At 63.3% G+C, this 12,110-nt stretch carries 12 protein-coding genes; 2 read left to right on the top strand and 10 right to left on the bottom strand.

Annotated elements, in window-relative coordinates; all coding sequences use genetic code 11:
* Window positions 1-16: 16 nt before the first annotated feature.
* The 3 genes from VGO12_RS08060 to VGO12_RS08050 form a co-directional block, all read right to left on the bottom strand.
* On the bottom strand, window positions 17-1,243 hold the full coding sequence (locus VGO12_RS08060) for an acyl-CoA dehydrogenase family protein (RefSeq protein WP_327512205.1): 1,227 nt from the start codon (window positions 1,241-1,243) through the stop codon (window positions 17-19).
* Between the two features lie 132 nt (window positions 1,244-1,375).
* On the bottom strand, window positions 1,376-1,978 hold the full coding sequence (locus VGO12_RS08055) for a class I SAM-dependent methyltransferase (protein ID WP_327512204.1): 603 nt from the start codon (window positions 1,976-1,978) through the stop codon (window positions 1,376-1,378).
* 67 nt (window positions 1,979-2,045) lie between these two features.
* A complete protein-coding gene (locus tag VGO12_RS08050; protein WP_327512203.1) occupies window positions 2,046-2,657 on the bottom strand; it encodes a Crp/Fnr family transcriptional regulator in 612 nt (203 codons plus the stop codon).
* Between the two features lie 50 nt (window positions 2,658-2,707).
* Here VGO12_RS08050 and VGO12_RS08045 point away from each other — a divergent pair, with 50 nt between their 5' ends.
* The gene (locus VGO12_RS08045) at window positions 2,708-3,424 is read left to right on the top strand and encodes an SDR family NAD(P)-dependent oxidoreductase (protein ID WP_327512202.1); all 717 of its coding nucleotides are present in this window, start codon (window positions 2,708-2,710) and stop codon (window positions 3,422-3,424) included.
* A gap of 27 nt (window positions 3,425-3,451) precedes the next feature.
* Here VGO12_RS08045 and VGO12_RS08040 read toward each other — a convergent pair whose 3' ends face one another.
* From VGO12_RS08040 to VGO12_RS08010, 7 genes are all read right to left on the bottom strand, one after another.
* On the bottom strand, window positions 3,452-3,910 hold the full coding sequence (locus VGO12_RS08040) for an Rrf2 family transcriptional regulator (protein ID WP_327512201.1): 459 nt from the start codon (window positions 3,908-3,910) through the stop codon (window positions 3,452-3,454).
* Between the two features lie 326 nt (window positions 3,911-4,236).
* Window positions 4,237-4,932, bottom strand: coding sequence for an urea ABC transporter ATP-binding subunit UrtE (gene urtE / locus VGO12_RS08035; RefSeq protein ID WP_327512200.1), 696 nt, complete (start codon window positions 4,930-4,932; stop codon window positions 4,237-4,239).
* Between the two features lie 35 nt (window positions 4,933-4,967).
* Window positions 4,968-5,732, bottom strand: a complete 765-nt coding sequence (gene urtD / locus VGO12_RS08030) for an urea ABC transporter ATP-binding protein UrtD (protein WP_327512199.1) — start codon at window positions 5,730-5,732, stop codon at window positions 4,968-4,970.
* 4 nt (window positions 5,733-5,736) lie between these two features.
* Window positions 5,737-6,897, bottom strand: coding sequence for an urea ABC transporter permease subunit UrtC (gene urtC / locus VGO12_RS08025; RefSeq protein WP_327512198.1), 1,161 nt, complete (start codon window positions 6,895-6,897; stop codon window positions 5,737-5,739).
* The gene (urtB, locus tag VGO12_RS08020; RefSeq protein WP_327512197.1) at window positions 6,894-8,510 is read right to left on the bottom strand and encodes an urea ABC transporter permease subunit UrtB; all 1,617 of its coding nucleotides are present in this window, start codon (window positions 8,508-8,510) and stop codon (window positions 6,894-6,896) included. Before urtB ends, urtC begins: the two co-directional genes overlap by 4 nt.
* A gap of 171 nt (window positions 8,511-8,681) precedes the next feature.
* Entirely contained in the window at window positions 8,682-9,974 is a 1,293-nt protein-coding gene (gene urtA / locus VGO12_RS08015) for an urea ABC transporter substrate-binding protein (protein WP_327512196.1), read from the bottom strand.
* 289 nt (window positions 9,975-10,263) lie between these two features.
* A complete protein-coding gene (locus VGO12_RS08010; protein ID WP_327512195.1) occupies window positions 10,264-10,713 on the bottom strand; it encodes a helix-turn-helix domain-containing protein in 450 nt (149 codons plus the stop codon).
* A gap of 102 nt (window positions 10,714-10,815) precedes the next feature.
* Between VGO12_RS08010 and VGO12_RS08005 the strand changes: the two genes are divergently transcribed.
* Complete coding sequence (locus VGO12_RS08005; RefSeq protein WP_327512194.1) at window positions 10,816-12,081, top strand: MFS transporter; 1,266 nt, start codon at window positions 10,816-10,818, stop codon at window positions 12,079-12,081.
* Window positions 12,082-12,110 lie beyond the last annotated feature (29 nt).

Genomic DNA, 12,110 nt, shown 5'->3' with positions numbered 1-12,110 from the left:
GCCTGTGGCGTCAGGCTCAGCTGTAGAGACTGACCTCTGGAATACGGCCGTTGAGGACGAAGTCACCCACTTCGCGCGCCTTGTAGGCGACCGGATCGTGCAGTGTGTGGGTGCGGACATTGCGCCAGTAGCGGTCGAAGCCGTGGTTGGCGGCGGTCGCGCGAGCGCCCATCAGCTCGAAGACCCTGGTCGTCACGTCGAGCGAGACCTGCGTGGCGTGAACCTTCGCGGCATAGGCCTCGATGGCCGCAGCGCCCCGCGCCTCTGCACTCACCGAGCGACCTTGCGCAAGGGCCGCCTCGACGGCGGCTGCGGCCGTGTCGGCAAGCGCCACCGAGGCCTTCAGCGAGGCCTGCAGATCGCCGATGCGCTCGAGGATATAGGGATCCTCGCTGGCGCTACTGACACCTGAAGTGACCCATGGACGCGTGGTCGTGCGCACGTAGTCGAGCGCAGACGCCAGGGCGCCTTCGGCCGTGCCCAGATAAAAATTGACGAAGACGAGCTGGATCAGCGGCGTATTGAACGTCGCCTCTACCGCCGGCGGATCGGCGGGATCAGCGAGCGGCAGGATGAAATCGCGCTCGTAGACCGGGAAGTCCCTGAACTCGACGCTGCCGCTGTCGGACAGGCGCTGACCGATATTGTTCCAGTCGTCATTCGCGATGTAGCCCGGCCTGTCGGTCGGCACGACGAAGTTGGCGATCTTGTCGTCGATCGCGGCATTGACGTTGATACGGTCGGAGACGTGCGCCCCGGTGGAAAAGGTCTTGCGGCCGTTCAACACATAATGGCCACCGCGCCGCTCCAGCGTGAGCCCGGGATCACGCGGGTTGACCGCCGCCCCCCAGTAGAGCTGGCGTTCGACCGTTTCAGCGCCGAGCACCCAGGCCTGCTTCTGATCGGCGGCGGCCCAATAGACATACTGGCTGTTGACATAGTGATAGCCGAGCAACTGTCCGATCGAACTTTCGCCCCGCGCGATGATGCGGACCAGCCGCAGGCCGTCGACCCAGCTCAAGCCGCCACCGCCGACTTCAGGCGCATGCAGCGCCGACAGCAGGCCTGCCTGGCGCAGCGCCTCGATCTGTTCGCGCGGCGGCGCCCCGAGCCGGTCGAGTTCGGCGCCGCGCCGCGCGAGATCCTGCGACAGCGTTTCGGCGCGGGCAAACAGGTCCCGCCGCCTTTCGTTATGTTCGTGGTTCGCCGGTGTCGGTTCCCTGAGGAAATGCACGTTGCTCATCCGCCGCTCTCCATGGATTGAAGCAAAATAGTGCACTTATTCTATGGATAATAACAGCAAACGATTTGCGCGTTGTCGGGACGCACGAGAAAGTCCTACCCCCGCGTCCCGACACAGCGTGGGCAGTGGCGTCTATGCCAAAGTGCCTGAAATCTCAGGTTTCGCTGGCCGCCGGCCGATACGATAGACGCTGGCGGGCGGCAAGTTGAGCGGCACCCAGCGCTGGAACGACGCTTCCAGGTCGAGTTCGATAAGCAGTTGCGGCGGGATCGGGCATCGCGGTCCATAGGTGAACTGGAACAGGCTGGCGCCGTCCGCCAGGTGTTGGAAGACAGCCGAAAGAATGTCCCGCACCGTCTGCTTGGGCATCGAGAGCAAGGGCAGACCGCTGATCGCCGCCCCGACCGACCCTGCCACCGGCAGGTTCAGGTGCTGCGCGTCGCCCTCGATCATTGTCGCGCCGGGATAGCGCCTGCGCAGGAGCGCGGCGAAGACCGGATTGCGCTCCACCAGGATCAGGTCGTTCTCGGTTACGCCGTTTCTCAGCAGAGCACGCGTGAAGGCGCCGGTTCCCGGACCAAGCTCCAGCACATGGCCGGAGGAACGGCCGATCTCGGTGGTCATGGCCCTGGCAAGACGCGTGCTCGACGGTGCAATCGCTGCGACCTCCAGCGGTCGCGTCGCCCAGGATCGCAGGAAAAGCATGAAATCGGATGTCGTCTGTTGTCCGGTCAAGATGTGCCTCCGTTATCTGAACGGCGGCTGGTATCGCGCGTTGTCCGGCAGCGCGCATTAACCCGGGTTAAGCCTGGCCCCGGCCCTGGGCTCGAACGCGGCTGGCGATGCGGCTGAGACCGACCGGCGTGATGCCGAGATAGCTCGCGAGGTCCTTCTGCGGCACGCGGGCGACCACGTCCGGCTCCTCGACAAGCAGCGCCCGGTAGCGTTCCTCGGGCGCAAGCGTCAGGAACTGGCGCTCGCGGCGTTCCTTACGCTCGGCAAGCATCATCAGCGCACTGCGGATCATCCGCGACCAGCCAAGATCGGTGTCCGCCAGTGCTTCGAGCGTTGCGAACGGGATCCTTTCGAGGCGACTGCTCTCGATCGCCACCGCCGAGAAGGTCGCACGTCCCGCCGGCACAAGGGCCGAGAGGCTTGCGAAAAGCCGCCCCTCGACGGCGAAGGATTTGATCCATTCGTCCCCTTCGGCGCCAAGATAGGTCAATTTCACCAGGCCTCGGTCGATGACATAGATGAACGGATGCGGCTCGTCCTGATGGAAAACCGTTTCTCCGGGTTTCACGCTGCGGATCTGGACCGCGTCTACAAGACGATCTGCCTGCGCAAGCGAATGTCCGGCGATGCGCTCGAACAGCGAAATTGCCGCTCCGCTCTTAACCTCGGTTAATGCCATCGCCGTCCTCCCGTTGCACGCTCAAGTCGCAACCAATGGGAATAGATCATATGGCACGCTATGTCGTCACCGGGGCAAGTTCCGGGATAGGCCGGGAAATCGCACTGCAACTGGCGTCTGCGGGATACGATGTCATCGCGGTTGGTCGCGACAGGGAGCGGCTAGAGGATCTGGCGCTCAGAGACCGGCGGATCGAAACCTTTGCGCTCGACCTGCGCGACCGAGCCGCGCTTATCGCATGGGCGTCTGAACTCGCGGACGACGACGTGACAGACGGCCTTATCAACAACGCGGCAATCCAGCATAATGTCCGGTTCGACGACCCGGGCTATGGCATCGACGAGATCGCGTCCGAAGTCGAGACCAACCTCCTGGCACCGATGCTCTTGTCGCGCCTGTTGCTTCCGAAGAGGGTCGGGCGCCCGTTCGTCATCGTCAATGTCGGCACGGCGCTCGCGCGCTACCCGAAGACAACCTCCGCGGTCTACAGCGCCACGAAGGCCGGGCTGCGCATGTTCTCGGACGCGTTGGCCCTCCGGTGTGGGGCGAGCTCAGTCAGGGTGGTCGATATCGTCCTGCCGCTCGTCGACACCCCCATGACGTCAGGCCGGGGCAGCGGCAAGATCGGCGCGAGCGAGGCGGCCACCGCGATCCTTGCAGCCATCGAGCCCGGCAAGACCCGTATTCACGTCGGAAAGGCGCGATTGTTGCGGCTGCTGGAGGTCATCGCGCCGCCGGCCGCCGCTGCCATCATCAGGCGTTTATGAGCCTCGCCCCCGGTGTTGCCTGAAAAATCAGCCGGCTTCCACGTCGCGCAGCGCGACGATTTCCGACGCGTTGTCGTTGGCGGCAAATTGCGCCAGCGTCATGTTGTCGAGGATCGATGCGATGGCATCGCGCACGTCGCTCATCGACTTGCGCACATGACAGTTGACCGGATCGGCGCAGTCGTCACAGGCCTCGAACGCCGTACGGCTGGCGCAGCGGATCGGCGCCAGCGGACCGTCGAGCGTGCGGATCACCTGTCCGATGCGGATGTCGGAGGCCGGCCGCGACAGCGAGTAGCCGCCGCCCGGTCCCTTCTTCGAGCGCAGGATGCCGGCATTGCGCAATTCGAGCAGGATCGCATCCAGGAACTTCTTCGGAATATTGTTCCGCGTGGCGATCTCGGTGATGAAGGCGGTCTCCCCGGGCTCCAGTTGAGCCAGGTCGACAAGGGCCTTGAGCCCGTATTTTCCTTTTTTGGTCAACATCTCACTTCGCTTTCCTGAACAAGGAAGGCCGCCACAATTCCGCTTCCTGCGGCATTCACCGGAGGTAACGGGTTGTGACGGCCGCACTCTTTCGCTTAGGATGTCCTACACCCAAACTGCGACATTCTCAACAAATTACGTCAGTTACTGTATAGATTTAGTGATTTTAGTAGGCGCTTTTATGGCACGGGGCGATTTTCTCCGGCCATGGAGCGTTTTTTTGCCCGACGCCCGCAACGACTTGGCCTTCGAGAACGACCTCACCTTCGAGCAAACACAAGCGATTGTCGAAGCTTCGGTAACGATCCGCGGCCCGGCACCAGCGCCTATACGGTGAGATGCCGGCGGGCCTCGGCCGTATCCAGCGTTTCCGGCGCGCCTTCGTGCACCACAGCGCCCCGGTCGAGGATGTAGACGTGGTCTGCCAGCTCGCGGCAGAAATCGAGATATTGCTCGACGAGCAGGATCGCCATGCCGGTCGAATCCCGGAGGTAGCGGATTGCCCGGCCGATATCCTTGATGATCGAAGGCTGGATGCCCTCGGTCGGCTCGTCGAGCACCAGGATCCTCGGACGTGTCACCAGCGCCCGGCCGATCGCCAGTTGCTGCTGCTGGCCGCCGGAGAGGTCGCCGCCGCGGCGCCCGAGCATCGAGCGCAGGACCGGAAACAGATTGAAGACGTCCTCGGGTATCGAGCGGTCTCCGCGCTTCACCGGCGCATAGCCGGTCTCGAGATTTTCCCTGACCGTCAGCAGCGGGAAGATCTCACGTCCTTGCGGCACGTAGCCGATACCTTCTTTTGCCCGACGATAGGGCGCCATGCCGGCGAGTGCGACGCCGTTGAAGCCGATCGCGCCGGCGCTGACCGGATGCTGGCCGGTGATCGCCCTGAGCAGGCTCGATTTGCCGACGCCGTTGCGTCCGAGCACGCAGGTGATCTTGCCCATCTCGGCCGTGATCGACACGTTGCGCAGCGCCTGCGCGGCACCGTAGTGAAGATTGACGTTTTCGACGCTGAGCATGGCGGCTCCTCCTCAGAGATTTACGGCTTCGACCATCACCGGCCAAGATAGTTCTCGATCACGTTCGGGTCGCTGCTGACGAAGTCGATCGAGCCTTCGGCCAGCACCGAACCTTCGGCAAGGCAGGTGACCTTGACGCCGAGCTCGCGGATGAAGCCCATGTCGTGTTCGACGACGACGACGGAACGGGTTTTGGCGATTTCCTTGAGCAGAACGGCCGTCTCGGCGGTTTCCGCATCGGTCATGCCCGCCACGGGCTCGTCGACGAGCAGCAGTTCCGGCTCTTGCGCAAGCAGCATGCCGATCTCCAGCCATTGCTTCTGGCCATGCGATAGATTGGCGGCAAGATCGCTGCTGCGCGACGACATGCGGATTGTCGAAAGGATCTCCTCGATGCGCGCCTTGTCCTCGACGGTCAGCCGGTAGAAGAGCGTCGAAAACACGCCGCGCCTGCGGTTGAGTGCCAGTTCGAGATTGTCCCAGACCGTATGGCTTTCAAACACCGTCGGCTTTTGGAACTTGCGGCCGATGCCGAGCGAAGCGATTTCCGCCTCGTCCTTTTTCGTCAGGTCGATCTCGCCCTTGAAGAAGACCTGTCCTTCGTCCGGACGCGTTTTCCCGGTGATGATGTCCATCATCGTCGTCTTGCCGGCGCCGTTCGGACCGATGATCGCCCTCAGTTCCCCTGGTTCGATGACGAAGGAGAGCGCGTTCAGCGCCTTGAAGCCATCGAAGGAGACGGAGACGCCATCGAGATAGAGCAGGCTTGTCGGTTTGCTCTGGCCAATTGCCTGGTTCATGTCGTTACTCCGCGGCCATGGGTTCAGCGGCCAGATTGTCCGAGGCTTCGTCAGCCCGCGCCTTTCGCCCGGCGCGGCGGCGAGAGAAATAGGCGCCGACTGTCCCGACAACCCCCTTCGGCAGGAACAGGGTGACGAGCACGAAGAGGCCGCCAAGCGCAAACAGCCAGAATTCGGGGAAGGCGGCGGTGAAGATGCTCTTGCCGCCATTGACGAGGATGGCGCCGACGATCGGGCCGATCAGCGTGCCGCGGCCGCCGACCGCGGTCCAGATCACCACCTCGATCGAATTTCCGGGCTCGAACTCGCCAGGATTGATGATGCCGACCTGCGGCACGTAGAGCGCACCGGCAATGCCCGCCATCATCGCCGAGACGGTGAAAGCGAAGAGCTTGATGTGCTCGACGCGGTAGCCGAGGAAGCGCGTGCGGCTTTCGGCGTCGCGAACCGCAACCAGGACCTTGCCGTATTTGGACCGGACGATCGCGGACGTCAGGATCAGGCAGAGCGCCAGGATCAGCGCTGAAGCGGCAAAGAGGCTGGCCCGCGTTCCGTCCGCCTGGATGTTGAAGCCGAGGATGTCCTTGAAATCCGTAAGCCCGTTGTTGCCGCCGAAGCCCATGTCGTTGCGGAAGAAGGCGAGCAGCAGCGCATAGGTCATCGCCTGGGTGATGATCGAGAGGTAGACGCCGTTGACGCGCGAGCGGAAGGCGAACCAGCCGAAAACAAGGGCGAGCAGGCCGGGCACCAGCACCACCATCAGGGCCGCAAACCAGAACATGTCGAAGCCTTGCCAGAACCAGGGCAGCTCCTTCCAGTTGAGGAATACCATGAAATCCGGCAGCAGCGGATTGCCATAGGAGCCCCGCGCCCCGATCTGGCGCATCAGGTACATGCCCATCGCGTAGCCGCCGAGCGCGAAGAAGGCCGCGTGCCCGAGCGAAAGGATGCCGCAGAAACCCCAGACGAGATCGAGCGCAAGCGCAAGCAGCGCATAGGTCAGGTATTTGCCGAACAGCGACACCAGATAGGTCGGCACGTGCAGCGGATGGTCAGGCGATGTCAGGAGATTGAGCGCCGGCACGAGCACGGCCAGTCCAAGGAGGATGGCCACGACAAGGACGATGCTGCGGTCCAGCGACTTCATCAGAAACGAGAGGATCATGCGTCCACCGCCCTTCCCTTGAGCGCGAAGAGGCCGCGCGGTTTCTTCTGGATGAAGAGGATGATCAGCACCAGGACCAGGATCTTGCCGAGCACCGCGCCGGCATAGGGCTCGAGGAACTTGTTGAGGATGCCGAGCGAAAAGGCGCCAACGAGCGTGCCCCAGAGGTTGCCGACGCCTCCGAAGACCACGACCATGAAGCTGTCGATGATGTAGCCCTGCCCGAGATTGGGGGAAACGTTGTCGATCTGCGACAGCGCCACGCCGGCTATGCCGGCAATGCCGGAGCCGAGGGCAAACGTCAGTGCATCGACCCAGGGGGTGCGAATGCCCATGGACGACGCCATGCGCCGGTTCTGGGTCACGGCCCGCATGCGAAGGCCCATCGACGTCTTCTTGAGCAGGAAAAGCAGCGCAGCAAACACCGCCAGAGCAAAGACGATGATCCACAGCCGGTTCCAGGTGATCGTCAGACCGCCAAACTCGAAGGCGCCGGACATCCACGACGGGTTGCCGACCTCGCGGTTGGTCGGCCCGAAGATCGAGCGCACCGCCTGTTGCAGGATCAGCGAGATGCCCCAGGTGGCAAGCAGCGTTTCCAAGGGACGGCCGTAAAGGAAACGGATAACGCCGCGCTCGATCACAAGGCCGACGAAGCCGGTGACGAGAAAGGCAAGCGGCAGGGCAATCGCCAGCGACCAGTCGAACAGGCCGGGATAGGAGCTCCTTATGACCTCCTGCACGAGGAACGTGGTGTAGGCACCAAGCATGACCATCTCGCCATGGGCCATGTTGATGATGCCCATGACGCCGAAGGTGATCGCAAGCCCGATCGCCGCCAAGAGCAGGACGGAGCCGAGCGACATGCCGTACCAGACGTTCTGGCCGGCGTTCCAGAACGCCTCCCGCTGTTCGATCCGGTCGATCGCCGCCTCGATGTCGGCCTTGAGGGAGGCATCGGCGCTCGCCAGCGTCGACGTCAGAACCGCGAGCCCGGTGCGCCCGCTGCCCTCGGCCAGAAGAGTGATTGCCCGGCGCTTCTCGTCGTCCGATCGATCGGACAGAAGAAGCGTCACGGCGCGCGCCTCGTCCAGCACCTGGCGCACGGTCGTATCTCTTTCGGAAGCAAGCGCCGTCTCGATCGCGTCGAGCGCATCGGCATTCGGCGCCTGCAGCATCGATTGCGCCGCCTTCAGGCGGGCCCCGGCGTCGTCGCTGAAGAGCGTCAGGCCGCCAAGCGCGCTTCGCACCGCGCGGCGCACCGCGTTGTTGACCTTGATCTTCTGCAGTGCCGCCTTCGGCGCCGCGCCCGCATCCGCCCCGGTCACAGGGTCGACCAGCTCAAGGTCGGCCCCGCCCGATTTGACGAGAAATACCTTGCCATCGGACTTGCGCTGATAGAGTTCGCCCTCGCCGAGTGCCTCAAGAACCGGAATGACCTTCGGATCGCCGGTCTTTGCGAGCGCCGCGATGCGATCATCCATCTCGGAGAGCTTCGCGGCGCCGAGTTGATCGACCAGCGCTGCGAGGTCTTCCGCCGCACGGAGCCCGACCACATGGCCCGATATCAACAGGCAGAGGGCAACAAACAGGATTTGCAGTGTTCGGTACATTGGCCCCTCGTTCGGGTGCTGCCATGTCGCGCATGGAAAACCCGTCATGGCCCCAAGCAGGTGCCCTTCGCTCGTGCGCGCCGCCGAACGAAGGGCATGCTTGCCTAGGGTATCGTCATGCAAGCACTGGCCGGGCGGGGAGCCCGCCCGGTTTAAGATTAGGTGCTGAAATCAGGAGCCCTTGCCGCCGCACTTGCCGGTGGCGACGTTGAAGTTGCCGCACGACATCGGCGCGCGCCAATCGGAGATCAGGTCCTGGGAGTCCGGCAGGTAGTCGGACCATTCGTCGCCGACGACGAGGCCGGGGGTTTCCCAGACGGTCTCGAACTGGCCGTCACCCTGGATTTCGCCGATCAGCACCGGCTTGGTGATGTGGTGGTTCGGCATCATCGTCGAGTAGCCGCCCGAAAGGTTGGGCACGGAGACGCCGATCATCGCGTCAAGAACCTTGTCCGTATCGGTGGTGCCCGCCTTTTCGACCGCCTTCAGCCACATGTTGAAGCCGATGTAGTGCGCCTCCATCGGGTCGTTGGTCACGCGCTTGTCGTTCTTGGTATAGGCCTTCCACGTCTTGATGAACTCGGCGTTGGCCGGGGTGTCGACGGACTGGAAGTAGTTCCAGGCGGCCAGGTGCCCGACGAGCGGCGTGGTATCGAGACCGGCGAGTTCCTCTTCGCCGACCGAGAAGGCAACGACCGGAATATCCTCGGCCTTGACGCCCTGGTTGGCCAGCTCCTTGTAGAAGGGGACGTTGGCGTCGCCGTTGATGGTCGACACGACAGCCGTCTTCTTGCCGGCCGAGCCGAACTTCTTGATGTCGGAAACGATCGTCTGCCAGTCCGAATGACCGAACGGCGTGTAGTTGATCATGATGTCCTCGGGCTTCACGCCCTTGGAAATGAGATAGGCTTCGAGGATCTTGTTGGTCGTGCGCGGGTAGACATAGTCGGTGCCGGCCAGCACCCAGCGCTCGACACTTTCGTTCTCCATCAGGTAGTCGACGGCCGGGATCGCCTGCTGGTTCGGGGCAGCACCGGTGTAGAAGACATTGCGCTGGCTTTCCTCACCCTCGTACTGGACGGGATAGAACAGGATCGAATTCAGCTCCTCGAACACCGGCAGCACCGACTTGCGCGAGACCGACGTCCAGCAGCCGAAAACGGCCGAAACCTTGTCGACCGAGATCAACTCGCGGGCCTTTTCGGCAAAGAGCGGCCAGTCGGACGCCGGATCGACGACGACGGCTTCGAGCTTCTTGCCGAGCAGGCCGCCCTTCTTGTTCTGCTCGTCGATCAGCATCAGCATGGCATCCTTGAGCGTCGTCTCGGAGATCGCCATGGTGCCGGAGAGCGAGTGCAGGATGCCGACCTTGATCGTGTCGTCGGCGGCAAAAGCGCCGTTGAATGCCGTCGTCGAAAGGACGGCTGCGAGGAATGCGCCGGTGATGCTTGCCCTGATAGTCATCTGATTGAACCCCTCTCGTTCTTGAAGCAGTGCGGCTTCGTGCTTTTGGCCGCTGCTTCGAGGGATCATCGGGCAGTCTTGCTGCACTGCACATACGTCATTCTACGTAGGTGCCGGGGGCAAAGAGGAAGTTCCACAGGGTGCCACCACGATCGATGCTGGTACGCCACGCGTTCCGCGCAATCTGGAGCCGATTTCGCCGATCGTCAGGTCATCCCACGGCGCAAGACCACTGAGGCGTGGTGAAGATCATCCGCGTGGACTGGCAGGCCTTTAAGACCGCGCGAGGTCAGTCCTCGGCCACCTTGAGAATAACCGTTTCCGCTGCATCGATCGGCCGGCCGTCCTGCGTACGGATGTCGAGCCGCACGGGCAGACCCGTTTGCTTTTCTACCAGTTGGGAATGCTGTTCGTCCGGCGTGAAGAGATGCCGCTCGCCGAATTGGCGCAGCGCGACCATGACCGGAAACAGGTCGCGGCCCATCGCCGTCAGCTGGTACTCGACACGCACCTTGCCCTCGCCGACCGGAACCGTTTCGAAGATGCCGCGCTCCACGAGCGTCTTCAGGCGGTCCGTCAGGATGTTCTTGGCGATGCCGAGGCTCTTCTGGAAGTCGCTGAAACGGCAGACGCCGTCGAACGCGTCGCGCACGATCAGCAGCGACCACCAGTCCCCGATCGCGTCCAGAGACCGGGCACTCGGGCAATAGTCGCCTTTCAGCCGTGTGCGCGCCACCATGCAGGCGTTCCTTTTCATAGCCGAAATTTTGGTTGCATAACGAAACCAAATCGGCAATCTTCAAATTAGTTTCATTATAAAACCAAACTAAGGAAGAAGTCCATGGATGGAAGAGGTTCTGCGGCGCCGGGCGGCCCCGCAAACGATGACGTGCGTCCTGAGGTCACCGGCCACGCGCTGACGCGCCCGATGCTGACGCTGTTTGCCCTTGCCGCCGGCCTTGCCGTCGCCAATGCCTATTTCGCCCACCCCCTGCTCGACGTCATGGCAGATGACCTCGGCCTCTCGCGGACCGGCGCCGGCCTGATCGTCGGGGCGACGCAGATCGGCTATGCGCTCGGCCTGATCCTCCTCGTGCCGCTCGGCGACCTCTTCGACCGCCGTCGCGTCATTCTCGTCCAGTCGCTGCTTTCCGCGGCCGCACTTGGCTTGGTGTCGTTCTCAAACAGTGCGGCTGTCCTGATGGCTTCGATCGCCGCCGTCGGACTGCTCGCCGTCCTGACGCAGGCCTTCGTTGCCTATGCGGCCAGCCTGTCGCACCCGAACGAGCGCGGGCGGGTGGTCGGCTTCGTCACCAGCGGCATCGTCATCGGCATCCTGTCCGCGCGGGCCGTCGCCGGCTTCCTCACCGATCTCTGGGGGTGGCGATCGGTCTATCTCCTTTCGAGCCTGCTCACGCTCCTGATCGCCGCCCTGCTTTTCAGGCTTCTGCCCCGGCAGGCCAGGACAACGGAAAGGCTCGGATATGTCCGTCTCGTCGCTTCCACGTTCAAGCTGATCCTCGACGTGCCGGTGCTGCGCGTCCGCGGCGTGCTCGCCTTGCTGATCTTTGCCGATATCACGACGCTGCTGACGCCGCTCGTCCTGCCGCTCAGCGCGCCGCCGTTCTCCCTTTCGCACAGCCAGGTCGGCCTCTTCGGCCTTGCCGGCGTCGCCGGGGCGCTGGCCGCGTCGCGCGCTGGCCAATGGACCGACCGCGGCTTTGGCCAGGCGACGACGGGCGTTGCGCTCGTGCTCATGCTGCTCGCATGGTTGCCCATTGCCGCCTTGCAGCACTCGATCCTGTGGCTTGTCGTCGGCGTGCTGATCCTCGACTTCGGGCTTCAGGCCGTGCACGTCGCCAACCAGGCGATAATCTACCGTGTCCGCCCCGAGGCGCAGAACCGGCTGACCGCCGCCTATATGCTGTTCTACTCGATCGGCAGTGCCGCCGGATCCTCGTTTTCGACAATTGCCTACGCCCATGCGGGCTGGAATGGCGTCTGTATGATGGGCGCATCGATCAGCCTCGTTGCGCTGATCTTCTGGCTGGCGACACGGCGTGAAGATTCGACGCGCGCAGTGGAAGGCGCCGAACTCAACGCATAACGCCTGACCGTACCGCCCTCGCCCTTGCC

The sequence above is a fragment of the Ensifer sp. genome (genome assembly GCF_035999135.1).
Taxonomy (GTDB): domain Bacteria; phylum Pseudomonadota; class Alphaproteobacteria; order Rhizobiales; family Rhizobiaceae; genus Ensifer.
This window is presented reverse-complemented; position numbering and strand designations above follow the sequence as displayed.

What these genes read in the sequence shown, in the direction of transcription:
- VGO12_RS08040 (WP_327512201.1), bottom strand. Translation starts at nt 3,910, where the DNA reads ATGTTGACCAAAAAAGGAAAATACGGGCTCAAGGCCCTTGTCGACCTG.
- urtA (WP_327512196.1), bottom strand. Translation starts at nt 9,974, where the DNA reads ATGACTATCAGGGCAAGCATCACCGGCGCATTCCTCGCAGCCGTCCTT.
- VGO12_RS08005 (WP_327512194.1), top strand. Translation starts at nt 10,816, where the DNA reads ATGGATGGAAGAGGTTCTGCGGCGCCGGGCGGCCCCGCAAACGATGAC.
- VGO12_RS08045 (WP_327512202.1), top strand. Translation starts at nt 2,708, where the DNA reads ATGGCACGCTATGTCGTCACCGGGGCAAGTTCCGGGATAGGCCGGGAA.
- urtC (WP_327512198.1), bottom strand. Translation starts at nt 6,897, where the DNA reads ATGATCCTCTCGTTTCTGATGAAGTCGCTGGACCGCAGCATCGTCCTT.
- urtE (WP_327512200.1), bottom strand. Translation starts at nt 4,932, where the DNA reads ATGCTCAGCGTCGAAAACGTCAATCTTCACTACGGTGCCGCGCAGGCG.
- urtD (WP_327512199.1), bottom strand. Translation starts at nt 5,732, where the DNA reads ATGAACCAGGCAATTGGCCAGAGCAAACCGACAAGCCTGCTCTATCTC.
- VGO12_RS08050 (WP_327512203.1), bottom strand. Translation starts at nt 2,657, where the DNA reads ATGGCATTAACCGAGGTTAAGAGCGGAGCGGCAATTTCGCTGTTCGAG.
- VGO12_RS08010 (WP_327512195.1), bottom strand. Translation starts at nt 10,713, where the DNA reads ATGGTGGCGCGCACACGGCTGAAAGGCGACTATTGCCCGAGTGCCCGG.
- urtB (WP_327512197.1), bottom strand. Translation starts at nt 8,510, where the DNA reads ATGTACCGAACACTGCAAATCCTGTTTGTTGCCCTCTGCCTGTTGATA.
- VGO12_RS08060 (WP_327512205.1), bottom strand. Translation starts at nt 1,243, where the DNA reads ATGAGCAACGTGCATTTCCTCAGGGAACCGACACCGGCGAACCACGAA.